Origin of the sequence: Corynebacterium sp. HMSC068H04 (assembly GCF_001811255.1) — a bacterium.
Classification (GTDB): Bacteria; Actinomycetota; Actinomycetes; order Mycobacteriales; family Mycobacteriaceae; genus Corynebacterium; species Corynebacterium hesseae.
The window spans coordinates 50,463-74,353 of sequence record NZ_KV803985.1; the positions used below are offsets into that span (position 1 = coordinate 50,463).

Consider the following 23,891-nt stretch of genomic DNA (forward strand, 5'->3'; position numbering starts at 1 on the left):
AGCAACATTAATTTCACGCTGACAACGGGCAATCCGCACCGAAGCTCTTGTTCACACCGCTGAGGCGCGTTTGCCCCAAATATACGCACTCCGCGAAAGGGGACATTCTCCACGATGATCCTTACTTTGACCCCCAACCCGAGCATCGACGCCACCGTGCGCTTGAACGAGGAACTCGAACCTGGTGCTGTTCACCGCGCCGGATCCGTCTCCAGCGTTGCCGGTGGTAAAGGCGTCAACGTTACGCACGCGGTAACGCTCGCCAACGTCGACAGCCTGGCGCTGCTCCCCGCCGTTGCCTCCGATCCTTTCTTGGCCCTCGCGGCCGAGGCATCGATTCCCGTGCAGGCCGTGCCCACTCACAGCGCGGTGCGCACCAACACCACTCTGACCGAGCCGAATGGCCGCACGACCAAGCTCAACGGCCCCGGCGCCACGCTCGATACGGACGTGCAGCAAGCCGTTGCACAGGCACTCGCAGAACACTGCGCCGACGCCGAGTGGTTAGTCATGGCAGGTTCTCTCCCCCAAGGCGTTCCCACCGACTGGTACACGCAGCTCATCCGGGTAGCCCGCGAAGCCAACCCTGACCTCCGCATAGCCGTCGATACCTCTGATGCGCCCATGGTGGCTCTCGGTGACAACCTCGAAGTAGCCAGCCCCGACCTCATCAAGCCAAACGGCCTCGAGCTAGGCCAGCTTGCAGGTGTCGATGGTCAGGCCCTTGAGGCCGCCGCCGAAGACGGCGACTTCAGCGGAGTGGTTGAGGCCGCGAGGGTCGTCGTCAAGCGCGGCATCCCCGAGGTTCTTGTCACCCTGGGCGGCGCTGGCGCGGTGCTGGTCACGGCCAATGAAGCATGGGCTGCTACTCCCCCGCCGATTGCCCTGCGCTCCACCGTGGGTGCCGGCGATTCTTCGCTCTCCGGCTATATCCTCGCCCGCCGCTCCGGCGCCTCGTACCCCGATGCCCTGCGCCAGGCTGTGGCCTACGGTTCAGCAGCCGCAGCACTCCCGGGAACCCAGATTCCAACCCCCGAAGAACTAGATATCGAACACACGACGGTTTCTGCCGTCACCGACCTTTAGTAGTACTGAGGAGTACCTACCGATGTCATCACGACTCATCACCACCGACCTCGTGGCGCTCGACGCCGACTTCGGTGACAGCATCGAATCAGTCATTACCAATCTGGCCTCGCTTGTTCACGACACCGGCCGCGCTACCTCCGTGGACGAGCTGGCAGGCCCGGCCATCGCGCGTGAAGCCAAAGCCGGCACCGGTGTCCCCGGCGGCGTTGCCATCCCGCACTGCCGCTCTGCTGCCGTGTCTGAACCCACCCTAGCCTTCGCCCGTCTCTCGCGCGGGGTCGACTTCTCCGGCCCCGACGGTGACGCCCACTTGGTGTTCCTCATCGCTGCTCCGGAAGGCGGTGGCAAGGCCCATCTGAAGATTCTCTCGAAGCTCGCTCGCGCGCTGGTGAAGAAGGACTTCCTGGAAGCCCTTCGAACTGCGAAGACCAAAGAAGAGATCGTCTCCCTCGTCCTCGACGTTGTCAACGCAGAAAAGCCGAAGAAGAAGGCTGCGGCCACCGAATCAGCATCCACTGCAGGTGCGAGTGCAGCGGCAGCGGCTTCTGCTTCGAGCAAGGCTGCAGAGTCGAAGAAGACGCGCATTGTGGCCGTCACCGCATGCCCGACCGGCATTGCTCACACGTACATGGCTGCCGACGCCCTCACTCAAACCGCCGAGGAACGCGACGACGTCGAGCTCACCGTGGAGACCCAGGGGTCCTCCAACAACACCTCTGTTTCGGCAGACACGATTGCGGCTGCCGACGCCGTGATTTTCGCTACCGACGTGGGCGTTCGTGACCGTGAGCGCTTCGCCGGCAAGCCGGTCATCGAATCTGGCGTCAAGCGCGCCATCAACGAACCGGGCGTGATGATCGATGAGGCCATCGCCGCCTCGAAGAACCCCAACGCGCACAAGGTGGCAGGAACTGCCGGCGCTTCCTCCTCTAGCGCTGAGGAAGATGGCCAGGGTCTGGGCTGGGGCAAGCGTATTCAGCAAGCCATCATGACCGGCGTTTCTTACATGGTTCCGTTTGTTGCCGCGGGCGGCCTCCTCCTGGCACTGGGATTCCTCTTCGGCGGATATGACATGGCTAATGGGTGGCAGGCCATCACCACCGACTACTCGCTGACCAACTTGCCGGGCCATGACGTCATGGTCGACGGCGAAATGATGACCTTCAAGAAGGCAGGGTTCGCCCTGTACATCGGCGCCGTGCTCTTCGCCATCGGTCAAGCATCGATGGGATTCATCGTCGCGGCGCTCTCCGGCTACATCGCCTTCGCGCTGGCAGGCCGCCCAGGCATCGCGCCGGGCTTCGCGGGTGGTGCCATTGCCGTGACTCTCGGCGCTGGCTTCATCGGCGGTCTCGTCACAGGTCTCATTGCTGGCTTTGTTGCGCTGTGGATTGGCAAGTGGAAGGTACCGCGTTGGATCGGCTCCCTCATGCCTGTCGTTATCATCCCGCTGCTCGCCACGATGATCACTGGCCTGCTCATGTACCTGCTTCTCGGTGCCCCGCTGGCCGCCATCATGGAGGGCCTGCAGAACTGGCTGTCCTCGATGTCTGGTTCCTCCGCTGTCCTTCTGGGCATCATCCTCGGCCTGATGATGTGCTCCGACCTGGGTGGCCCGGTCAACAAGGCTGCCTACCTCTTCGCCACCGCTGGCCTGTCCACGGGCGACGAGGCCTCCATGAAAATCATGGCCGCCGTCATGGCCTCCGGCATGGTTCCGCCGATTGCGCTGTCGATCGCTACCTTCGTACGCAAGAACCTGTTCACGCCTGCGGAGCAGGAGAATGGTAAGTCCGCGTGGCTGCTGGGCCTGTCCTTCGTCTCCGAGGGCGCCATTCCGTTCGCTGCCGCCGACCCGCTGCGTGTCATCCCTTCGATGATGCTCGGTGGCGCGGTCACTGGTGCGCTGTCGATGTCCCTTGACGTCATGTCTCGCGCCCCGCACGGCGGAATCTTCGTTATCTTCGCCATCGAACCTGCGTGGGCGTACTTCGTGGCCATCCTTGCCGGCGTCATCGTGTCCACCATCGCGGTCATCGCGATGAAGCGATTCTGGCCCAACAAGGCTGCTGAAGAGGCTGCAGCGAAGGCCGACATGGCCAAGGCTGCCGCCTAACCCTTAACCCGCGTACACTTGTAAGCACGAAATACCGTAATTCGAAAGGATTATCATCATGGCTTCTAAGACCGTCAAGGTTGGTTCCTCCGTCGGACTGCACGCACGTCCGGCCTCCATCATCGCAGACGCTGCCGCTGAGTTCGATGAGGACATCTTCCTCACCCTTGTTGGCGATGAGGATGAGGATGAGACCGATGCTGCTTCCTCCCTCATGATCATGGCTCTCGGCGCCGAGCAGGGCGACGAAGTCACCGTGACCTCCGAGAACGAGGCAGCTGTCGAGAAGATCGCTGGCCTTATCGAGCAGGACCTCGACGCTTCCTAAAGCACTTTCCGTTTATAGAACGGCAGCTCCCGCTTCCCTCTTTGATGAGGGTGGCGGGAGCTTTTCGTTGCTTGGTTGTCTAGCAAATGGTTCTAGTCATCGGGCTCTACTCAAACGGTTTTGTTGGGGGCAAGGAAACCATATAGAGGTGCCTAGAAGGTTCACTTGACCCCAAGAAAACCTTCTGACCCGAACCATGTGAGTAGAACCATGTGGATGCGCTGCCTCATACCGCAGAGGGACCGAAGTACAAGCACCTTATGCAGATTTCTGCACACATTCACCTGGGGTTTTGCGTAAATAAGCGTCCAGAAGGTGCCTTTACTCCGGTCCCTTATCCTCGCTAATCGGCGGAAGCGCCTCTAGTACTTCGCGCCGCGTCCCTCACCAATGGTGCCGTAGAGCTTCTTCATCACCGGGTAGAGCACGATGATGCCAACCGAGCCCCAGGCAATACCTTCGAGCGTCACACCGAAGACGTCGAGCGTGAGATTGCCAATGCCCGCGATGAGCGCCACTGCCGCCGCAGTAAGGTTCACCGGGTTGTTGAAGTTGACCTTGTTGTCCATCCAGATGCGCACGCCAAGCATGCCGATGAGGCCGTAGAGGACGATGCAAGCACCGCCCAGCACGCCGGTGGGGATGGTGAAGATAAGCGCGCCAAACTTCGGGATGAAGGCCAGCGCGATAGCGGTAACAGCAGCCACCCAGTAGGCGGCCGTCGAGTAGACGCGGGTGGCGGCCATAACGCCAATGTTCTCCGCGTAGGTTGTGGTGCCGGAACCACCGAAACCACCGGCCAGGGAGGTAGCCAGGCCGTCCGCGATGAGAGCATCGCCAGCGAGATCATCGAGGTCGCGCTTGGTCATCTCAGAGACCGCCTTAACGTGGCCGACATTTTCAGCAATCAGAACGACCAACACCGGAAGTGCTGCCGCGATGGCTGAAACGTGGAACTCCGGCGCATGGAACTGCGGGAAGCCAATCCAAGCCGCCTCGCGGATAGACTCCACCGCGCCCTCACCGAGGTTGCCCGTGGCGGCCGCGAAAGCCCAGCCGACGACGACACCAATCAGAATCGACAGACGCGAAACCATGCCCCGCCCAGCGACAGTGGCGAGGATGATGACCGCCAGCGTCACCGTGGCAACCAGCGGCTGGCTCGAATAGTTGGTGGCTGCATTGGGAGCCAAGTTGAGGCCGATCAGCGCAACAATGGCACCGGTGACGGCCGGCGGCATGACAGCGTCGAGGACCTTTCGGCCCGCCGCCTTCACCGCGAGACCAATGGCCACCAAGACCAGGCCAGTCACGAGGACGGAACCTGCCTGCGCGCCAATGCCGTACTGCTGGGAGGCGCTCAGCGGCGCAATGAACGCGAATGAGGAGCCCAGGTAGGAAGGCAAGCGGTTGCGGGTAATCAGGAGGAACAGAATCGTTCCCAAACCCGAAAACAGCAGCGTCGTGTTGACCGGGAATCCGGTCAGGGTGGGCACGAGCAACGTCGCACCAAACATGGCCACCACGTGCTGCATGCCGATGCCGATGGTGCGGCCCCAGCTCAATCGTTCTTCGGGTGCGACAACCGCGCCCGGCTTAATCGTCTTTCCGTCCCCGTGGACGGCCCAGCCAAAACTACTCACGAGCCTTAATTATGGCTCACGCGAGCACCGAAACCTAAGCGTCTTGGTCAGAAACTCGAAATTCTTTGAGCTCGGCGGCGACGGAAGCTGGCAGGCGGACGTCGACAAGCGTGCCCTCCCCCGTGTAGTCCTCGCCGCGCACGGTGCCTTGGGTGTGGATGCGATCGATCACGTCCCCGCGGGTAAACGGCACGAGAAGCCGCACGTGTTCATCCTGAGAGTTGAGGAACAGCTCCACGCGCGTGGTGAGCTCATCAATGCCCTCCCCCGTCTTGGCGGAGACATACACAACGTTGTCGCGGTCGAGGACGTGACGCAGTTCCGCCAGCACCAGCGGATCGGCCTGGTCAATCTTATTGATCACGACGATCTCCGGCGGTGCCTCCTCACCGGTCTCCTTCACGATGTCATAAATGACCTGGTTGACGGCCTCAATCTGCTTCAGCGGGAAGGGATCCGACCCGTCCACCACGTGCAGCATCAGGTCTGCTGCGAGGACCTCCTCCAAGGTGGACTTGAAGGCTTCCACCAACTGCGTGGGTAGATGGCGCACGAACCCAACGGTATCGGTGAAGACGACCTGGCGGCCATCGGCAAGCTCGGCGCGGCGAGTGGTGGGATCCAAGGTCGCGAAGAGCGCGTCCTCCACCAGCACGCCGGCACCCGTCATTGCATTAATGAGGGAGGACTTGCCAGCGTTGGTGTAGCCGGCGATGGCGATCTGAGGGATCGTCGATGACGCACGGCGCGAACGCTTAATCTCACGTGCCGTTTTCATCGCCTTAAGCTCCTTGCGAAGCAGGGCCATCTGCGTGCGGATGCGGCGGCGGTCCGTCTCAATCTTGGTCTCACCCGGACCACGCAGGCCCACGCCACCGTTGGAGCCGGCGCGGCCGCCCGCCTGGCGCGAGAGGTTTCCACCCCAACCACGGGTATGGGTATAGAGGTATTCCAGCTGCGCGAGCGAGACCTGGGCCTTGCCTTCCTTGGACTTGGCGTGCTGCGCAAAGATATCCAGGATGAGCATGGTGCGGTCAATGACCTTGGTGTTGAGCGCACGCTCCAAGGCAGAGAGCTGGCCTGGGGTTAGCTCGCCATCGCACACCACGGTATCCGCGCCAGTAGCAGCCACGATGTCCTTGAGCTCGTTCACTTTGCCCGAACCGATATAGGTGCCCGGATCCGGTTTATCTCGCTTCTGGTACAAGGCTTCGACGACTTCGGCTCCCGCGGTTTCCGTCAGAGCGGCTAACTCCGCCATCGTGGCCTCAACCTCGGCCACGGTACCTTCGGTCCACACTCCCACGAGCACCACTTGCTCAAGGCGCAGCTTTCGATACTCCACCTCGTAGCCATCGGTGGTGTCTTCCGCGCGGATGGTGGTCTCACGGTTTACTCGCCGGAAGGCGTTGCGCTCCGCAAGGTCGAGATCACCGGTAGTTGGCTCCTGTGAATTGGGCGCGGGCTCACCAAAAGCCTGCGCGAGGAGATCATCATGGGTTTCTTTTGTCATATGCTCCCTATTCTTGCACGTTGCCCCTCTCAACTGGGAATCTCCGCTTCCTGTTCCCACGAACTGCCGCAGCGCGGTGACGTATCAGCGATGGTTTTTGAGTCCCCTCTGCGACAGATACAATGGTGCGCATGACCGTGAAAGAAACCTCCCACCCAGAGATGCAGGCCATCGGCCTTAACTACGAGCGCTGGCAGGACGCCGTTGAGGCAGCCATTTCCACCAATCAACTGGCAGTGACCGGGGAGGTTCGCGGGGGACAACTTATCCAGTTCGCGGATCCTTCCGGCGCGCAACTCAATATCCTCGCCGTCGAGCCTTTCGCCACCTTCATTGGTTTCGAGGGCGTTACCCAGGGCTTCGCCCACGTGTCGATGATTAATGATGTCTTGGCTTTCCTGGAGATCATTGATCCTTTCGGCAACGTGCTCGCGCAGGCGACGGCAAATCTGGCGCAGGGCCCGCTCCTCGCTGACGAAGACACCCAGCAGTGGCAGCAAGTAGAGCTCACTGCGATGGGTCTCAACGTCTCCGCATTCGACAGCACAGATGCCTACGAAGCAGCGAAAGGAAGCTACCCGGCCACGTTTGAGTCCGCGGGCGCGGACATTGTCGCGGCTGGCTCCGGTGCCGAAACCCCCACCCCGGGCTGCACCTTTGCAGCACGGGTCATGGAATCCGAGTGGCGCCACAACCAGCTCACCGGTGAACGCTTCATGCATCTGGTCATGGATGGTGCGTTCCCCTTCGATCTCTGCTTGCCCGAGAGCTTTGGAGACCTCCCGGTAAAGGATTCCGTTCTTGCGGGTTCGGCAATGCTGACCGCCTCGATCGCGCTGCCTACCGGCGGCTGCGGCGGCGAAGGCGGGTGCGCCTGCGGCTCCGGCGGCTGCGGCGGTCACTAGAACTTCCGTAGAGTAGTTCACATGAGTTTTTCCGCATCTCAGCGTCGCGGCCTTGCGCTGCTTCTCGCCGTGGTTACCGCTACGGTGTTGATTCTGACGCTGAAGCTGCCGGGGGTTATCCTCGCCGCGTTTGTGTGCGCAGCGCTGTGGCTCTTTGCCGACGCCCGCCCCAACGCCTCGGAACATGCAGCACTGCGGGCTTCTATTGCGCTCACCGTGGAGGACATCACGGGAGTGCTTGAGGACTACGCGACGTTTGCCACGAGCGACGACGCAGAATCTCTCGCCGACCGCACGTTGCACCGCCCGGCGCTTGTCGACGCCGACTGCGCCAACCCCGCCATCGAAGCGTTCCACTACGAGATGCATGGCGCGCAACGCTTCTTACGCCGCCTCGATGCTCGAGTAAACTCGCCGAATGCCGAGACAAGTGAGCTTGAATCCCTGCTCAAGGTAGCCGATGAACGCGCCGCCGAGCTCAAAGAAGCCTGGCTCGCCGCCCGCCGCGCTGCCTTGGCCTTGGGTACCAATTACGAAAAGGAGGACGGACGCTAAACGCCGTCCTGAAAGCCCTATAGTGACGTTTCACCAGTTGCCACGATGCGCGAAGGGCCCGTCAGCGTGGAGCCGTCCTCGGTGATTTCTACCTGGACCTCGCCGCCGGGGACGATGACGCGGACGCTGCCGGTGATGCGGGAGGCGTCGGCAAGCGCGGCGCACGCTGCCGCCACCGTTCCGGTGCCGCACGAACGAGTCTCACCCGAGCCGCGCTCGAAGACGCGCATGTGAACCGTTCCATCCCGCAAGGGCGTGACCAGCTCAAGGTTGACGCCAGCCGGGAAGAAATCCGTATCAAATACCGGTTGCTCGAGGCGCTTTCCAGCCAATTCCTCTGCGCTAAGGCCTGGGATAACCGCCGCCAAATGGGGATTTCCCACGTCTACGCCAAGGCCGGCAAAGCTCTCCCCCGCCATCGACGCTGTGGAGACGCCGAGCACCTGTGCTGGACCCATCTCCACGCTGACTTCGGCCGCCGAGTCGTTGAAGGAGTGCACGGTCACCTGCTTGGCTCCGGCGCGTGTGCCCACGGTGAAGGTATCCGTATCCACCAACCCCCGGGAGCGGACCCAGTGCGCGAAGACCCGGGTGCCGTTGCCACACATCTCCGCAATCGAGCCATCTGCGTTGCGGTAGTCCATGAACCAGTCCTCCGCAGCGATACCCGGCGCGAGTTCCTCAATCTCCCCATTGGCAAGCAGCTGACCGGCGCGGATAACGCGCAGCACGCCGTCCGCACCGATTCCCGCACGACGATCACACAGAGCCACTACCTTTTCCGGCGGCAGCGCCTCTGTTCCTTCCACAATGACGAAATCGTTCTCAGTTCCGTGGCCTTTAGCAAACTTCATAGGTTTAAAGTCTACTGTCCTTCCACGATGCGCAATGCCTGCGGCGTCGTCTCGGCCGCAGCATCGAGCCACTGGATCCGCTTGTCGCGGTTGAACCAGGAGCGCTGGCGGCGCACATAGCGGCGGGTTCCGGTGATGGTGCGCTCCACTGCTTCTTCCCATGTCAGCTCGCCGCGCTGGGCTTGCAGCACCTGTGCGTAACCGATCGCCCGGCCTGCTGTGGAATCAGCCTTCAGACCGTGGGCTTGGAGGTTTTCAACTTCCTCCACGAGCCCTTTATCGAACATGAGGCGGCTGCGCAGCTCAATGCGTGGGTTCAGCCAGCTGGAATCCGTGCGCAGACCGAGGATTATCGTCCCCCACCGGGGCGGAGCATTCTTCGGTGGCTGGCTGGCTTTGAAGGGCTTCCCAGTAAGCTCGATAACCTCCAGCGCGCGCACGGTGCGGCGCGGATCTTTGTCCTCGATGATGGCTGCGGCCGCTGGGTCCACAGCGGCCAGCTCCGCGTGCAGAGCATCGGTACCAATCTCTTGACGCCGGGCCTCCCAGCGGGCCCGCACCTGCGGGTCAGTGGGTGGGAACTGCCAGTTATCCACGAGCGATTGGACATACAGCATGGAGCCGCCCACCAGAATCGGGGTTTTACCGCGTGCACGGATGCCGTCAATATCCGCGATGGCGGAGGCCTGATAGCGCGCTACCGACGCCGTTTCCGTCACGTCCCACACATCGAGCTGATGGTGCGGAATGCCTTCGCGTTCCTCCATTGTCAGCTTGGCTGTGCCAATATCCATGCCCCGGTAGAGCTGCATCGAGTCGACGTTGACAACTTCCCCGTCGAGCTCGTGGGCCAGGGCTACCCCGAGCGCTGATTTCCCGGAGGCCGTCGGGCCGACCACTGCAATGGGAGTTGGCGCGTGAGGGTGAGTATGAGTCATCAGCACTGCCACCCCGCCACATAGCGTCCTACCCCCAGGGTTGAATCCGCCGCCCGCAGTTCCGCGTGACGCGGGTGCACGCTTGCCAGCTGCGCCCAGAGGCTCGTCTCGAGCACACCGGCAGCACGGAGGCGCTCTTCGTCGCAGTGGCCTTCCCCTCCCGCTAGGATGCTTTCGCACCACAGGTGTGCATCCCGTGCGCCATCGACAAGCGCAAGCGGCGCGCGCTCGGTCAGGCCGGCCGAACCGTCAACGCAGACCACAGTCAAGCGCCCGGGGCGAACCTCACCGAGCTCAGCGCGAGAATCCTCCACCACGGAGCCCGGTTTATCGGAAGTGAGATTAAGCGCACGGCTAAGCACGTAGCGGGCCATGATTTCCGGAAGGAAATTCCCGCCGCCGACGTTGACCTGCGGTGCTCCCCATGCTTTCAAGCTCCCTGTGTGCTCGGTACGCCAGCGCACATCGCGCGATCCCACAATGTCCACCTGGAGGGGGCTGCTGCCGCTCACGCGTGCGGCATCACGGGCCAACTCGCACGCAGCACTGAGCAGCGCACGCGAGGCATCATCGCTGGGTGAGAGTTCTTCCGCCAAGGCCGGTGAGGCTGGCATAATCATGAGATTCTGCATCGACTCCCATCCTATAAGGTTAGTTTTTCGGGGTTAACACGCGGCTGCGCGGCTGAAACGGTAGTGTTGTGTGACATAAGTTCTGGCAGCCGTGTCGCGCGGCGCGATAGTACCGAAGGTGGTTTCCTACCATGTCCGCTATTCCTTCCCCTGGAGCCATGCCCCGCAAGGGTTCTCGTCCCGGCCCAACTCCGTCCGCCCCGGCAGCTCGCCCGGTGCAGCCCGTGAAGAACGATCCCACTCAGTGGGGCCGCGTTGATGCTGATGGTTCGGTGTATGTCAAAGCACCCGAGGGCGAACGCAAGATCAGTGAATGGCAGGCGGGCACTCCCGAAGAAGGCCTAGCGCATTTTGGCGCGCGCTACGATGATTTGTCTACCGAGATCGAGCTGCTGGAATCCCGCCTGAATGCACATCCGGGCGATGCAGCATCGATTAAGGCTACCGCGGCAGAGCTGCGGGAATCCCTGCCCACGCAGGCGGTGATTGGTGATATTGCAGCCTTGGATCAGCGCCTGGGCACCGTCATCGAGCATTCCGTCGAAGCCGGCGAGCAAGCACAGGCCGATAAGGCCCGCCGCCGCGAGGAGGCAATCGCAAAGAAGGAGAAGCTCGCCGCAGAGGCCGAGGACATCGCCGCCAACTCGACGGAGTGGAAAGCCGCCGGTGACCGGATCCGCGCCATCCTCGAGGAATGGAAGCAGATCCGCGGCATCGACCGTCACACGGATGACGCCCTGTGGAAGCGCTACTCCCGCGCCCGCGACTCCTTCAACCGCCGCCGCGGCTCGCACTTTGCTGAGCTCGACCGAAACCGCGCTGCTGCCCGCGCCAAGAAGGAAGAATTGGTTGAGCGCGCAGAGGCCATCAAGGAATCCACCAACTGGGGTGAGACGGCGCGCGCTTACCGCGATCTCATGACGGAGTGGAAGGCCGCTGGCCGCGCGCCGCGCGATATCGATGACAAGCTCTGGGCCCGCTTCCGCGCCGCGCAGGACCACTTCTTTAACGCCCGCAACGCCGTCAACGATGAGCGCGACAAGCAGTTCGCTGAGAACGCCGCCGCCAAGGACGCACTCATTGCGGAATATGACTCCCAGATTGATCCCACCAAGTCGCTCGACGCGGCGAAGGCCAAGCTGCGAGAGCTGCAAGAAAAGTGGGAGGAGATTGGTTTCGTCCCACGCAATCAGGTGCGCGAGTTCGAGGCTAAGATTTCCGCTCTGGAAAAGCGCGTGAGCGATGCCGAGGATTCAGAGTGGCGCCGGACGGATCCGGAGGCCCAGGCCCGCGTGGCTCAGTTCCAGGCCAAGGTGGATGACTTCACCGCTCAAGCAGAAGCAGCTGAGGTCAATGGCAATACCAAGAAGGCAGAGGATCTGCGTGCCCAGGCCAAGCAGTGGCAGGAGTTCGCGGATGCCGCCGCGGCTGCTGTCAACGGCAAGTAAGCGCGCCGCGTAGCCTGAGTGTTCGTTCACATCGTCGCCCCGCCGGGCTTGGCACACGCTGAGCCGGCTGACTGTCTCCGCAGTTTCGTCTTCGACGCTAACCTTGCCGCGCAAGAGGCCAGCGGTGATCCCGCGGCCAGTGGCTCTCCGCGTCGCGTGCTCCAGCGTCTCCAAGGTTCTACGGAGTCACTCACCTACCTCTTTGGTCTGACAGACTCCGTCTTGGGCCCAGCTGGAGAGTTGGGCTTGCCAGTTATTTCGGCCGCCGAGCCCAGCCCGGAAATTGACTTCGACGGTTTCATCCACATCTCGCTTCCACTTTTGGAAGAGACAGATAACGCCGACATCGAGTGCGTCCTCGCCGCCGATCTCCTCCCGCTGCCTGGGGAAGAGCTGGAGCCGGAAGCCCTCGAGGTCACGCGGACCTTGGCGCGCGAAGCCCTCCGCCTTACCCGCCAGCTAGGCCGCAAGAATGCCCAGGTTGGCATGCTGTACCCGCCGGACGCGGACCGCTCATACGACCCGATGTCGCAGGCCTACCTCGAACTGGGCTTTCGCCAGAAGCACGCCGAGCGCCAGATGTACATCGACATCGCTGCCACCTCCCCGGTCCTCGGAGCGCAGGTGTGGCCGGACTATGACATTCCGGATGCACTGCTTGACGACGTCCTCCACTTGCTCACCCTCGCCTCCACCGACGCGGTCTATGGTGACTTGAGCGTCGAGCCCATCGTGTGGACGCGGAAGCGCCTCGAGGAGGCCCACGCCCGGCTGCGCTCCCGCAATGCGCACACTCTGCTCGTGGGCATTCTCGACCAAGGTAAAGTCGTCGCCCTCACGGAACTCTCCCGCCACGGCGATGCAGACCCCGAGGTGTGCGAGTGGACGCTCACAGTGACCGACCGTGAATACCGACGTCGCGGGTTCGCCACGCGCGCCAAACAGCACGCTCAGTACGCAGTGGCGCACCACTGGCCCACCGTTCGCCGTGCGTACTGCTCAGTGGCCCAGGCCGATCCAGCGATGAACGCGCTGTATGCCCGCCTTGGGGCGCACGTCATCTCCGCCAGCAGCGCCTACGAGCTCACCGTGTAAACGGAGCAGTCGGTGTAGCCATGCACTCCACAACACGAATGGAGGAGTGCTTATTCTTCGCCCGGCTGGCTCTGGTGACGTGCGGCGGCGCGTGAGCGACGGTCGTCGATAAGCAGCGGGTTCTGTTCCGCTGGCAGTTCGGTCGCGGCTTCGTTTTGCAAGACACCCACGTGGTCAAGCTGCCCCGAGACTTCCCGCACGCGCTCCGCGGCGGCTAGCTGCTCAGGGCTGCGGCGCAACGCCACTTGGCAGTACACCAGGAAGGCCACCAACGTAGACACAGCGCCCACGTACATGCCAATAGATGCCCCCTCAGCGGCACCGCCGCGGTACCAGAATCCCCACAAGTTAACGAAAAAGGAGATGGTCACCATCATCCATGCGGCGAGAGCCACAGACGTCCGCCGCGTAAGGATCGTAGCGGTAGTCAGAATTCCCACGCCACCCAACGCTAACCAGGCGCTAACGGTCTCCATAAGTGAAATTCGCACTCCCTCGGCGGTTCCGCCTACGAAGAGTGCTTCCCATCCACGGGCATCACCGGCATAAGGCAACACCAGATACGCTACCCACACCACGACAGACACGATGAGCGCATATTTGTGCTTTCCCAGTTCGATGGTCTTCGCCGCGCGCTTTTCTGCGGCGACAGCATCGCGCACCTGCTTCAAGTCATCACTCATAGAATCGGAGCCTACTCCCTTCTAGCAGCCACAGGAATCAGCGGGAGCGCTGGGCTTGCCGACGCCCGGCAGGCCCAACCCCACCCCAATCGGTGCCGTGGTGGGGGTCTGCCCCGCTGCCGACATGTCGCCGGCCTTGGTGCGACGGTGCTCACTGACACCGGAATCGGCCACGAGGAAGAAAGAGCCCGCATCCGTCACGGTGGTGTGCACGACATCGCCAGGGCGAATCTCCGCGGAGATGTCCTTGCCCTCACCATCGACGGGAGCAAAGTGAACGAGGCGGCCATCGCGAGCACGGCCGGTAAGACGGTGGGTCTCGGCGGACTTACGGCCGCCTTCCGCCTGGACCAGGAGCTCCACATCGGTGCCAATGAGCTTCGCGTTCTCCTCGGCCTGGATGGAGTCTTGCAGCGCTACCAGGCGCTCGAAGCGCTCCTGCACTACATCCTTCGGGATCTGATTCTCCATGACCGCAGCCGGGGTTCCCGGACGCGGCGAGTACTGGAAGGTAAACGCGGAGGCAAAGCGGGCGCGACGCACCACATCCAGGGTGGCCTCAAAGTCCTCCTCCGTCTCACCGGGGAAGCCCACGATGATATCGGTGGTGATGGCGGCATGCGGCATTTTCTCGCGCACTTCGTCGAGGATGCCCAGGAATTTCTTCGTGCGGTAGGAACGGCGCATGTCTTTGAGGACCTTGTCGGAGCCAGACTGCAGCGGCATGTGCAACTGCGGGCACACCGCAGGGGTCTCCGCCATGGCATCGATGACATCGGAGGTGAACTCTGCCGGGTGCGGGGAAGTAAAGCGCAGGCGCTCAAGCCCCTCAATCTTGCCCACTTCCCGCAGCAGCTTGGAAAAGGCGAAGCGGTCTCGCGGCAGGTCCGGGTCAGCGAAATTGACGCCATAGGCATTGACGTTTTGGCCCAGCAACGTCACCTCAGAAACGCCCTGGTCCACCAAGGCCTGAACCTCTGCGAGGATGTCGCCAGGGCGGCGGTCCTCTTCCTTGCCGCGCAGGGAAGGAACGATGCAGAAAGTACAGGTGTTATTGCAGCCCACGGAGACCGATACCCACCCGGCATAGGCGGACTCGCGCTTGGCCGGCAGCACGGAGGGAAAAGCCTCAAGCGCGTCGACAATTTCAACCTGGGCCTCATCATTGTGGCGGGCGCGTTCAAGAAGTGTCGGCAACGCCGCCATGTTGTGGGTGCCGAATACCGCATCGACCCACGGCGCGTGGTCAAGGACTGTGTCCTTATCCTTTTGCGCCAAGCAGCCGCCCACAGCGATCTGCATGCCGGGGTGGTTTTCCTTCGTTTTCTTCAGCGCACCTAGGGTTCCATACAAACGCTTGTCCGCGTTCTCACGCACAGCACAGGTGTTAAAGACTACGAGGTCAGGCTCGGCGCCATCCGGTGCCGCCGAGTAGCCGGCTTCCTCGAGCAAACCGGAGATGCGCTCGGAGTCATGAACGTTCATTTGGCAGCCGAAAGTCCGCACCTCATAGGTGCGGGGCTGAGTATTACTTACGGGGGAGCTCACGGGGGGACATTCTAACTGGCCCATCCGGCTACTCATAATGCCTTTAATTCGGCGATGCGCGCATCAAGAGCCTCGATGGATATGCGCATGACAAGTTCCTGGTTGTAGCCGCGCCGCGCGAGCGTTCCCACGATGCGGCGCAGGAATTTGTCCCTTTGATGCCGGTCGGCCGGAACCTTTTTAAGCGTCCGTGCCTTCTTCTCCGCGACCTGGCGGGCGACAGCCTCTTCAGATTCTTCTGTAATCTGCTCTAAGGCTGCGGCCCGATCAGCGGCATCAACGCCCTTCTCCTTGAGCTCCACGTTGAGGGCTCGGGACGACTTGCCGCGCCGCGCATGGCGTTGGCGAACCCATTCCTTGGCAAAGCTCGCGTCATCAACAAGGCCGACATTTGCGAGGTCATCAACAACTTCCTCGACCACGTCGGGCTCGAAGTCCGCAGCAACAAGGCGGTCACGCAGTTCCTTGCGGGAACGCGCTCTCTGGTCCAGCAGACCGAGCGCACGAGAACGCACGGGAGCCTTCGCAGCTTCGGCTTCTGCGTCAACTAGCTGTCCGCCCGCGTCACCTGATTCATAGGATTCGAGGGCCTGGCGCAGTTTCTCAATCTTCTCCGGTGAGGGTTGTGCCATTGATCCCGTTTAGTCGTCGTCGAAATCGACGTTCGGAACCAGATCCACAGACTCATCCGTCAGCGGATCATCTGCTCCTGGCACATCCATGTCCACGTTGTCGCCACTCTCGGCAGCGGCAGCACCCACACCGAGCTTGACGAAGATCTTCTTCTCAATCTCATCCGCCAGATCCGGATTATCCTTGAGGAAGTTACGAGCCTTCTCCTTGCCTTGGCCCAGCTGGTCACCCTCATAGGTAAACCAGGAACCAGACTTCTTGATGAAGCCGTGTTCGACGCCCAAGTCAATAATGGAAGACTCGCGCGAAATACCTTCGCCATACATGATGTCGAACTCAGCGATCTTGAACGGCGGGGAGACCTTGTTCTTTACAACCTTGAGCTTGGTGCGGTTACCGATGGCATCCTGGCCGTCCTTCAAGGTTTGGATTCGGCGGATATCGCAGCGCACCGAAGCATAGAACTTCAGCGCCTTACCACCAGTCGTGGTCTCCGGCGATCCAAACATGACGCCGATCTTCTCACGGAGCTGGTTGATGAAGATGGCGGTGGTCCCCGAGTTATACAGAGCACCCGTCATCTTGCGCAGCGCCTGGGACATGAGACGAGCCTGGAGGCCAACATGGCTATCACCCATCTCACCTTCGATCTCCGCCTTGGGGGTCAGGGCAGCAACCGAGTCAATCACGATGATGTCAATGGCGCCAGAGCGCACGAGCATATCGGCGATTTCCAAAGCCTGCTCACCAGTATCCGGTTGGGAGACCAGCAGGTTATCGGTATCAACGCCAAGCAGTCGTGCATACTCCGGATCGAGAGCGTGCTCAGCATCGATGAAGGCCGCAATACCGCCAGTCTTCTGCGCCGATGCAATAGCGTGCAGGGCAACGGTGGTCTTACCCGAGGATTCCGGACCATAAATCTCCACGATGCGGCCACGCGGGAAGCCGCCGACGCCCAATGCGATATCGATGGCCGTATTACCGGAGGAAATAGCCTGGATTGGCGGGCGATCATCATCACCCAGGCGCATAACGGCGCCCTTACCAAAATCCTTCTCAATCATCGCCATGGCAGCGTCAAGGGCTTTTTGACGATCATCGCCCTTGCTTGCTGCCGAGGACTTCTTCTTCGTAGCCATTCATTTCCTCACTATCGTGCGTCAGTTGTAGTGCGTTCTTACGCGTTAATTAAAAGTGGCACCTAATTAGACTGCCACGTGGCAGCTGAGGTTCCCTGGCGCGACTCAAACAGCCTTAGTGCCCTCTCCTCAAGCCACGAAGTCACCCTAACGTGCCCGCCGGACCACGTCCCACAATACACACACAAGTGTTCGATTTTCCATTTCGCCCAAGCGCGTGTCCCAGCGACAGCCTCCACTACTGAACTACCCAAGGACCGTCCTGCTCGTGCCGCGAGAAGGTCACCTTTTCAGCAGTCTGAAGAACGGCCACCTCCTCCCCTAACGAGCTGCAGACATCCAGGTCATCGAGGTCAGCCCTGCTACTCATATACTTGGAATACCCCGGCCCTTGCGCATCACGGTAGATCTCAACGCTACCCGCCGCCGGTGGCACCCACTCATCATCCTCATCTGTACCTCCCTGCCAGGTTCCATCGCTGGCGGCGAGGACATCCCTTTCGGTAGCGCCGGGGCAAATAATGATCACCCGTTCATACTCCGAATCGAAGATGTCACCGATCGGCATGTCTACGCTTCCCGGCTCCCCTTCCTCGACCCCAGCGGCCTCATCGATATTTTCGATGACATTCGCGAAATTCACCAACGAACATCCAGCTAGGCCACCTATGGCCACACCGGAAAGAAGTGCTACTGCCCCATAGCGCGCCCTAAGGCACCCTAGACCATTAAGCCACGCTTGTTTCTGCCCAATTTCCATGCACCAAAGATACCCCGTTCGGGGTGGATGCGCGCCCTAAACTACGTGCTTGAACACTGTTCAAAAGGTGCTATTTGCTGCGCAGTTCTCGCACTGGATAAGCTTTGGCCCATGAAAAAGAATTCCGTCGCGACTGACATCGCGTACGTCGCGGTCTTTACCGCGCTCATCATAGTCTTTGCTTTTGTCTCAATCCCCACTCCCACCGCGGGCGTGCCCATCGTTCTTCAAAACGCGGTTATCATCCTCGCGGGTCTGGTCCTCGGCGGGCGCCGCGGCCTCTTCGTGGGCCTGCTCTTCATTGCCCTCGGCCTCGTCGGCCTTCCCATCCTCGCCGGCGGACGTAGCGCGTTGAGTGCTCTCGCCGGCCCCACGGTTGGCTACCTCGTTGGCTATGTGGTCGCCCCGGCCATCGCCGGACTCATCGCCTACCGCGCCCCGCGCAACAAGGGTGGAATGACGCTCATCCTCGCTATCGCCGGCGTCGTTGGCCTCGCCGTCCAGTACTTCTGCGGAATTCTCGGCCTGATGTACCGCTCTGACATGTCCTTCGGTGCAGCCACCATCGCCCAAGGGCCATTCCTCATCCCCGATCTCATCAAGGTCGCCGTGATGGTTGTCATTGCGGTCGGCGTCCACGCAGCGTTCCCAGACCTAATGGGCCGACGCACCGCTAAGGCGAAGTAGCTCCCGTGCCGCTCATTGAATTCCGTAACGTGTCCGTCACCTTCGACGAGACGCCGGTGCTTAACGACGTTTCCCTCAACTTGAGCGAACAACGCATCGGCATCATCGGCGCCAACGGCGGCGGCAAGTCAACCCTCGTCCGGCTCATCAATGGTCTCGGTGAGCCCTCACGCGGTGAGGTCTTGGTGGACAACATGGACGTCGCCAAGCACGGCAAAGAAATCCGGCGCCGCGTGGGATTCGTATTCTCAGACGCCGAGAACCAAATCGTCATGCCGCAGGTACGCGATGATGTGGAATTCTCCCTGCGGCGCCTCAAGCTGCCTCGGGAGGAACGCACCGCGCGTGTCGATGCCGCCCTCGAACGCTTCGACCTCGAGGCCCTGGCCGAACAATCCCCGCACTCGCTCTCCGGCGGGCAGAAACAGCTCCTCGCGCTGGCTGCGGTACTGGTCATGGAACCGACCGTCATCATCGCCGACGAACCGACGACCCTGCTGGACCTGCGCAACCGTGACCGCATTCGCCGCGAGTTCGCCAACCTGGAGCAGCAGCTGATCGTGGTTACCCACGACCTCGACTTCCTCTCCGACTTTGACCGCGTTCTGTGCATTGACGACCACCACGTAGCCGCCGATGGAACACCCGACGAGGTCATTCCCTTCTATACGAAGCTCATGGAATCCCGCCCCCTCTAGCGATCATGCCCAAGAACATCCCACTCGGCTTCTATGTCGACGCCGAAACCATCATCCACCGCATCCCCGCCGCGGTGAAATTCCTCGTACTCATCGGCTTCATCCTCGTGACTTCGCTGGCTGTTCACACGATTAGCTGGGCAGCGCTAAGCCTCGCTCTCCCCCTTGCCCTCTTCCCCATTGCCCGGGTTCCCTTTCGCGTCGCGCTCGGCCAGCTCGCGCCGCCGCTCTATCTCCTCGTCGCACTCGCTGCATTTCAGTGGTGGCAGAAGGACTTCACGGCGGCTGCCATCATGTTCCTCACGATTTACGCGGCGATTAGCGCGGCGGTCCTGCTGACGCTCACGACGAAGGTCTCGGAGATGATGGACTCCCTGGATCGCGCCCTTGCCCCGCTGGGGCGCCTCGGGGTCCCCGTTGAGAACATCACGCTGGCGATGTCCCTGACTATTCGACTGCTTCCCCTCATGCTGGGAACCGTGGTCGAGGTGCTAGACGCACGAAAAGCCCGGGGCGCCACGGCATCATTAACCGCTTTTGGCACCCCGGTTATCATTCGCTCTATCCGCCGCGCACGCGCCATGGGTGAGGCGCTTCAAGCGCGCGGCGTCGGCGACTAAGCCTATTCTCCGCGCAGCTCGCGCAGGCGGGCCTGAACGGCATCGTTCTGCACGTTCGGCTGAGCCTGGGTTCCTGCCGAGCCGATTGCCTGCTGGGAGTTGCCCTCCACGGCCTTCGGGTTATTCATCTCCGCGCGAATCTGCTCGAGACGGGAGTGGCCAGCCAGTTGCACGCCAGCCTGCTCAATCTCCTGCATACGGTTAGACACGGAGTTCTCCGCGAGCTCTGCCTGGCCCAGGGCCTTGGAGTAACGGCGCTCAATCTTGTCGCGCACCGCGTCCAGGGACGGGGTGTTGCCGTTGGCAGAAAGCTCATTCATCGAGTTGAGGGACTCGGAAACCTTCTCCTGCATCTTGGCCTGCTCAAGCTGGGACAGCAGCTTCGAGCGCTCGTTGACCTTCTCACGCAGGGCCATGCCATTGCGCTCGACGGCCTTCTTAGCCTGCTCCGCCTGCTGCAGTGCCTGATCATGCAGCTTCTTGGTGTCCTCAACAGACTCCTCGGCAGTTACCAACTGGGCGGCGAAGGCTTCTGCTGCGTTCTCATACTCGGTAGCCTTCTGCGCATCGCCCTCAGCACGAGCCTTGTCCGCCAAGTTCAGAGCGTTGCGGGTGTTCTGCTGCAGCTTTTCGATCTCGCTGAGACGGCGGTTGAGCTGCATCTCCAGCTGACGCTGGTTGCCGATGACCGCCGCAGCCTGCTGCGAGAGCTCCTGGTGCTGGCGCTGAGCTTCCTCGATTGCCTGCTCAATCTGTACCTTCGGATCAGCGTTCTCCTCGATCTTCGAATCGAAGAGAGCCATCAAGTACTTCCAGGCCTTTACGAATGGATTCGCCATAACAGAAGGTGCCTTTCTCAGCAGTTCGTTGTGTCTATAAAAAGTGTTCGAAAAGAATTCTCTGCCTGCCTAATATTAGCGAAGCAAGCAGTGCTACGCCGCGGTTCTACAGTTCCGATGCTGCGGGTGCGGTGGACGCTAGCTCCTCATCCATCGATGGCAGCGCCATGTAGCCAGCGGCCTCGATGAGGACATCGGAAACACTGACATCAAGCGCATGGCACACGGATGCCAGAAGCTCAGAGGAAACCTCCTTGCGGCCGCGCTCCAACTCCGAAAGGTATCCCGGGGACACGCGCGCTACACCGGCGAGCTCACGAAGGGTCACGCCCTTATCCGCACGGAAGGCGCGAAGCGTCAGTCCGAGTGCTTCACGCAACAGCGGCTCAGGGGTCCGCGTCGACCGCGTGCTGGTCTGGGTGGGCTTATCAAGTAATGCAACTGAAGTGTTCATCACTCCGTACAACGGCCCAGCACTCCTCCTTGTTCCCACAATCAACTATTTTTCTTCAAGAGTTGATAGGAGAAGACTCAATGCTGCCTCAACTGCAGCGGCACGAATCGCGTTGCGCCCCTCAGCAGAAAGCTCATAGAGGACGCCGCGCTTGGCGACGCCCCCGTCGCCCCTCCCGCACAGCCCCACATACACGGTTCCCGCAGGTTTACCTTCTTGGAGGTCCGGCCCGGCCACACCAGTCAGCCCTATCCCCCAATCCGCACGCGTTTCGACAACTGCGGCCTCAGCCATCTGCGCGGCAGTTGCTGCGGACACCACGCCTTGATCGTCAAGCTCTTCCACGGTGGTGTTGAGGAAATGTGCCTTGACCTCTGTCGCATACGTCACCAGACCGCCCCGCAACACCGCCGAGGCTCCCGGCACGCTCGCCACCGTGGCAGCGGCTAAACCGGCAGTAAGGGACTCACAGAACGCCACGGTTTCGCCGCGCTCACGGAGCCTGGACACTAATTGCTCCTCGATGCTCACTGGTTCTCCCTACGGCCATCAATGAGATACTGGATGCCGGTCAGGACAGTAACGAAGGCGGCAGCCAACATGACGAGGAAGCTCGGAAGGTCCATCCACCCCGGCAGCGGACAGAGATACAACGCCACCGCCAAGGTCTGCAGCGCTGTCTTGAGCTTTCCGCCTTGGGAAGCCGGCACCACTTTTCCTTGGCGCAGCAAGAAGAAGCGCCAAATAGTGATTCCGAACTCACGGAAGAGAATGACGACGGTGATCCACACGGACAGAGCACCAGTGATGTTGAGGCACACGAAGGCCGCAGTCATCAGAGCCTTATCCGCGATGGGATCCGCAATCTTGCCGAAATTTGTAATGAGCCCACGCGAGCGTGCGATATCGCCATCCAGCTTGTCTGTGAGCATGAGGAGCGCAAAGCATACAAAGGACCACCACTCATGTCCGGCCAAAACCAACCAGGCGAACAAGGGGATAAAGAGGATGCGCAAACTGGTCAAGATATTGGGAAGATTCCAATTGGAGACCTCGGGATTTACATCCGCGGTTTGAGAGTGGTTGTGCGCAGCCTGAGAATCATTCACGCCCTTCATCCTACCGTGGCCTCCCTACCCCTCGCGCGAGCACTACCATGGAAAATATGAAGTACTTCGCTGTCTCCTATGAATACAATCCATCCAACCCAGTCATCGCAAATGTTCGCCCGAAACACCGCGAGTTCATCGGCGCGCTCCATGAGAAAGGCCAGATCTGCGGATCGGGCCCCTTCACCGATTCCAAGGGTGGGGCTCTCATCGTCCTGCAGTTTGAGGACGAGTCAATTGAGGTGGCCGAGGTAATCGCCCTCATGGACCAGGATCCCTTCTACACCGAAGGCGCCGTTACGGGCCGTGCCTTCCGCGAGTGGAATCCCGTTATCAATTCCTTTTAAACTCTTCCCCCATGCTGCCCGGGACTCGGGCAGCACTCGGAGTTAGGGTAGCTCGGATTTCGGCAGGTCCTCTGCTTTACCCACAAGCTCTCCCTGCTTGTTACGAACGATCTTGTTGCCAAAATCGTCCCAGTCGTAGTGGTTGTGGGAAATCACCACGCCACCCTGAGTTTGGTCGCGCTTGTCTTTCCACACCGACAGCAACACAGTGATTGCGAGCACGCCGACGATGACCAACAGCGACATCAGCGTGGAAATCTCCGGCACGGCGGAAACATCCTCACCGCCATTAATGAACGGCAAGTTATTCTCATGCAATGCGTGGAACAACAGCTTGACGCCGATGAACAGCAGAATGATACCCAGGCCATAGGGCAGGTAAACCAGACGGTCCAACAGGCCATCGATGAGGAAGAACATCTGACGCAGGCCCATGAGCGCGAATGCGTTGGTGGTGAATACTAGGAAGGGCTCCGAGGTAATGCCGTAGATGGCGGGGATGGAGTCGAAGGCAAACATGACGTCGATAAGCCCAATTGCCGCCAGCGCCACGAACAGCGGGGTGAGCGCGAACTTCCCCTTCTTCTCCCCGGACTCTTCACGATGGGTGAGCTTATCGCCGTGGTAGCGCGGGGTTACGTGTACGACCTTGCGCAGCCATTTGACCACCAACATGTCATTGGGGTCAGTCTCCGGGGCGTCGTTGATCTCATCGATGAGCAGCTTCACCGCGGTGTAGATAAGGAAGATCGCAAAAAGGTAGAAGACATCGGACCATGCAGCGATAATTGCCGCGCCCAACAAAATGAAAATGAGACGGAATACCAGTGCCAAAACGATTCCGATGAGGAGCACCTTCTGCTGGTATCTGCGGGGGATTTTGAAGGATCCCATGATGAGCGAGAAGACGAATAGATTGTCCACGCTCAGCGCCTGTTCCGTCACCCAACCGGTGTAGAACTGAGCGGCATGTTCGCTGTCCCACAGCACCCATACAACTCCGCCGAAGACAACGGCGATTGCCATATAGAACAGCGTCCACCCACCGGATTCCTTGAGCGTAGGCTCATGGGGCGAGCGAACGTGGCTGTAGAAATCGAAAATAAAAAAGCCCAGAATCACCGCCATGGTGATGGCCCAAACCCACAATGGTACGTGCATAATGCGCTATCCCTCCGGTCGACGCGACAACAAAGACCGGAGGTCTCCCCCGCTAGTGATGCTTACGCAGAGCAACGCTAGCCGGCGCGACCGG

The 23,891-nt window shown here is 60.9% G+C and carries 26 protein-coding genes; 11 read left to right on the forward strand and 15 right to left on the reverse strand.

All coding sequences use genetic code 11. From position 1 onward, the window contains the following. Positions 1 to 114: 114 nt before the first annotated feature. The 3 genes from HMPREF2792_RS04975 to HMPREF2792_RS04985 are packed head-to-tail and all read left to right on the forward strand — an operon-like array spanning position 115 to position 3,533. On the forward strand, positions 115 to 1,086 hold the full coding sequence (locus HMPREF2792_RS04975; protein ID WP_070531378.1) for a 1-phosphofructokinase family hexose kinase: 972 nt from the start codon (positions 115 to 117) through the stop codon (positions 1,084 to 1,086). A 22-nt stretch (positions 1,087 to 1,108) separates the two neighbouring features. Next, a complete protein-coding gene (locus HMPREF2792_RS04980; RefSeq protein WP_070531381.1) occupies positions 1,109 to 3,205 on the forward strand; it encodes a PTS fructose transporter subunit IIABC in 2,097 nt (698 codons plus the stop codon). Between the two features lie 58 nt (positions 3,206 to 3,263). Beyond that, complete coding sequence (locus HMPREF2792_RS04985) at positions 3,264 to 3,533, forward strand: HPr family phosphocarrier protein (RefSeq protein WP_010190265.1); 270 nt, start codon at positions 3,264 to 3,266, stop codon at positions 3,531 to 3,533. 362 nt (positions 3,534 to 3,895) lie between these two features. On the opposite strand, the gene HMPREF2792_RS04990 is transcribed toward HMPREF2792_RS04985, so the two are convergent. Both HMPREF2792_RS04990 and hflX read right to left on the reverse strand, forming a co-directional pair. Then, positions 3,896 to 5,176, reverse strand: a complete 1,281-nt coding sequence (locus tag HMPREF2792_RS04990) for a uracil-xanthine permease family protein (RefSeq protein ID WP_070531384.1) — start codon at positions 5,174 to 5,176, stop codon at positions 3,896 to 3,898. Positions 5,177 to 5,210: 34 nt separating this feature from the next. Further along, entirely contained in the window at positions 5,211 to 6,689 is a 1,479-nt protein-coding gene (gene hflX, locus HMPREF2792_RS04995) for a GTPase HflX (protein ID WP_070524488.1), read from the reverse strand. A gap of 122 nt (positions 6,690 to 6,811) precedes the next feature. On the opposite strand from hflX, the gene HMPREF2792_RS05000 reads away from it, so the two are divergent. Both HMPREF2792_RS05000 and HMPREF2792_RS05005 read left to right on the forward strand, forming a co-directional pair. Further along, on the forward strand, positions 6,812 to 7,594 hold the full coding sequence (locus HMPREF2792_RS05000; RefSeq protein ID WP_070531387.1) for a hypothetical protein: 783 nt from the start codon (positions 6,812 to 6,814) through the stop codon (positions 7,592 to 7,594). A gap of 21 nt (positions 7,595 to 7,615) precedes the next feature. Next, on the forward strand, positions 7,616 to 8,149 hold the full coding sequence (locus HMPREF2792_RS05005; protein ID WP_070531389.1) for a hypothetical protein: 534 nt from the start codon (positions 7,616 to 7,618) through the stop codon (positions 8,147 to 8,149). A gap of 17 nt (positions 8,150 to 8,166) precedes the next feature. On the opposite strand, the gene dapF is transcribed toward HMPREF2792_RS05005, so the two are convergent. Genes dapF through HMPREF2792_RS05020 form a run of 3 tightly spaced genes read right to left on the reverse strand, consistent with a single transcriptional unit; the run spans position 8,167 to position 10,573 of the window. Then, on the reverse strand, positions 8,167 to 9,003 hold the full coding sequence (gene dapF / locus HMPREF2792_RS05010; RefSeq protein WP_070531392.1) for a diaminopimelate epimerase: 837 nt from the start codon (positions 9,001 to 9,003) through the stop codon (positions 8,167 to 8,169). Between the two features lie 11 nt (positions 9,004 to 9,014). After that, the gene (gene miaA, locus HMPREF2792_RS05015) at positions 9,015 to 9,941 is read right to left on the reverse strand and encodes a tRNA (adenosine(37)-N6)-dimethylallyltransferase MiaA (RefSeq protein ID WP_070531395.1); all 927 of its coding nucleotides are present in this window, start codon (positions 9,939 to 9,941) and stop codon (positions 9,015 to 9,017) included. Beyond that, the gene (locus tag HMPREF2792_RS05020) at positions 9,941 to 10,573 is read right to left on the reverse strand and encodes a hypothetical protein (RefSeq protein ID WP_070531398.1); all 633 of its coding nucleotides are present in this window, start codon (positions 10,571 to 10,573) and stop codon (positions 9,941 to 9,943) included. The genes miaA and HMPREF2792_RS05020 overlap by 1 nt, the downstream gene beginning before the upstream one ends. 131 nt (positions 10,574 to 10,704) lie before the next feature. Here HMPREF2792_RS05020 and HMPREF2792_RS05025 point away from each other — a divergent pair, with 131 nt between their 5' ends. Both HMPREF2792_RS05025 and HMPREF2792_RS05030 read left to right on the forward strand, forming a co-directional pair. Beyond that, the gene (locus HMPREF2792_RS05025) at positions 10,705 to 12,021 is read left to right on the forward strand and encodes a DUF349 domain-containing protein (RefSeq protein WP_070531399.1); all 1,317 of its coding nucleotides are present in this window, start codon (positions 10,705 to 10,707) and stop codon (positions 12,019 to 12,021) included. 18 nt (positions 12,022 to 12,039) lie between these two features. Beyond that, positions 12,040 to 13,116: a GNAT family N-acetyltransferase gene (locus tag HMPREF2792_RS05030; RefSeq protein WP_070531402.1), complete on the forward strand. Its 1,077-nt coding sequence runs from the start codon at positions 12,040 to 12,042 to the stop codon at positions 13,114 to 13,116. 50 nt (positions 13,117 to 13,166) lie between these two features. Here HMPREF2792_RS05030 and HMPREF2792_RS05035 read toward each other — a convergent pair whose 3' ends face one another. The 5 genes from HMPREF2792_RS05035 to HMPREF2792_RS05055 all read right to left on the reverse strand — a co-directional run bounded on the left by HMPREF2792_RS05035 (position 13,167) and on the right by HMPREF2792_RS05055 (position 17,765). Beyond that, positions 13,167 to 13,799 (reverse strand): Rv2732c family membrane protein, encoded by a 633-nt coding sequence (locus HMPREF2792_RS05035; RefSeq protein ID WP_070531405.1) that lies wholly within the window; start codon positions 13,797 to 13,799, stop codon positions 13,167 to 13,169. Between the two features lie 21 nt (positions 13,800 to 13,820). Then, a complete protein-coding gene (miaB, locus tag HMPREF2792_RS05040) occupies positions 13,821 to 15,371 on the reverse strand; it encodes a tRNA (N6-isopentenyl adenosine(37)-C2)-methylthiotransferase MiaB (protein WP_198530295.1) in 1,551 nt (516 codons plus the stop codon). Positions 15,372 to 15,379: 8 nt separating this feature from the next. Beyond that, entirely contained in the window at positions 15,380 to 15,979 is a 600-nt protein-coding gene (recX, locus tag HMPREF2792_RS05045; RefSeq protein WP_070531411.1) for a recombination regulator RecX, read from the reverse strand. Between the two features lie 9 nt (positions 15,980 to 15,988). Next, a complete protein-coding gene (gene recA / locus HMPREF2792_RS05050) occupies positions 15,989 to 17,122 on the reverse strand; it encodes a recombinase RecA (protein ID WP_070531414.1) in 1,134 nt (377 codons plus the stop codon). 238 nt (positions 17,123 to 17,360) lie between these two features. Continuing rightward, positions 17,361 to 17,765: a hypothetical protein gene (locus HMPREF2792_RS05055; protein WP_070531417.1), complete on the reverse strand. Its 405-nt coding sequence runs from the start codon at positions 17,763 to 17,765 to the stop codon at positions 17,361 to 17,363. Between the two features lie 228 nt (positions 17,766 to 17,993). Between HMPREF2792_RS05055 and HMPREF2792_RS05060 the strand changes: the two genes are divergently transcribed. The 3 genes from HMPREF2792_RS05060 to HMPREF2792_RS05070 are packed head-to-tail and all read left to right on the forward strand — an operon-like array spanning position 17,994 to position 19,887. Beyond that, complete coding sequence (locus HMPREF2792_RS05060) at positions 17,994 to 18,569, forward strand: biotin transporter BioY (RefSeq protein WP_070524504.1); 576 nt, start codon at positions 17,994 to 17,996, stop codon at positions 18,567 to 18,569. A 5-nt stretch (positions 18,570 to 18,574) separates the two neighbouring features. Continuing rightward, a complete protein-coding gene (locus tag HMPREF2792_RS05065) occupies positions 18,575 to 19,267 on the forward strand; it encodes an energy-coupling factor ABC transporter ATP-binding protein (RefSeq protein ID WP_070531421.1) in 693 nt (230 codons plus the stop codon). Between the two features lie 5 nt (positions 19,268 to 19,272). Beyond that, positions 19,273 to 19,887, forward strand: a complete 615-nt coding sequence (locus HMPREF2792_RS05070) for an energy-coupling factor transporter transmembrane component T family protein (protein ID WP_070531425.1) — start codon at positions 19,273 to 19,275, stop codon at positions 19,885 to 19,887. Positions 19,888 to 19,889: 2 nt separating this feature from the next. Here the strand turns inward: HMPREF2792_RS05070 and HMPREF2792_RS05075 are convergent, their stop codons facing one another. From HMPREF2792_RS05075 to pgsA, 4 genes are all read right to left on the reverse strand, one after another. Beyond that, positions 19,890 to 20,726, reverse strand: coding sequence for a PspA/IM30 family protein (locus HMPREF2792_RS05075; protein ID WP_070531429.1), 837 nt, complete (start codon positions 20,724 to 20,726; stop codon positions 19,890 to 19,892). Between the two features lie 106 nt (positions 20,727 to 20,832). Then, positions 20,833 to 21,180, reverse strand: a complete 348-nt coding sequence (locus HMPREF2792_RS05080; protein WP_070531432.1) for a helix-turn-helix domain-containing protein — start codon at positions 21,178 to 21,180, stop codon at positions 20,833 to 20,835. Positions 21,181 to 21,225: 45 nt separating this feature from the next. Next, positions 21,226 to 21,711: a nicotinamide-nucleotide amidohydrolase family protein gene (locus tag HMPREF2792_RS05085; RefSeq protein ID WP_070531433.1), complete on the reverse strand. Its 486-nt coding sequence runs from the start codon at positions 21,709 to 21,711 to the stop codon at positions 21,226 to 21,228. Then, the gene (pgsA, locus tag HMPREF2792_RS05090) at positions 21,708 to 22,298 is read right to left on the reverse strand and encodes a CDP-diacylglycerol--glycerol-3-phosphate 3-phosphatidyltransferase (protein ID WP_198530296.1); all 591 of its coding nucleotides are present in this window, start codon (positions 22,296 to 22,298) and stop codon (positions 21,708 to 21,710) included. The genes HMPREF2792_RS05085 and pgsA overlap by 4 nt, the downstream gene beginning before the upstream one ends. 47 nt (positions 22,299 to 22,345) lie before the next feature. Here pgsA and HMPREF2792_RS05095 point away from each other — a divergent pair, with 47 nt between their 5' ends. Further along, positions 22,346 to 22,636 (forward strand): YciI family protein, encoded by a 291-nt coding sequence (locus HMPREF2792_RS05095; protein WP_070524508.1) that lies wholly within the window; start codon positions 22,346 to 22,348, stop codon positions 22,634 to 22,636. 42 nt (positions 22,637 to 22,678) lie between these two features. Here the strand turns inward: HMPREF2792_RS05095 and HMPREF2792_RS05100 are convergent, their stop codons facing one another. Next, positions 22,679 to 23,797, reverse strand: a complete 1,119-nt coding sequence (locus HMPREF2792_RS05100; RefSeq protein WP_070531436.1) for a TerC family protein — start codon at positions 23,795 to 23,797, stop codon at positions 22,679 to 22,681. Between the last annotated feature and the right edge of the window lie 94 nt (positions 23,798 to 23,891).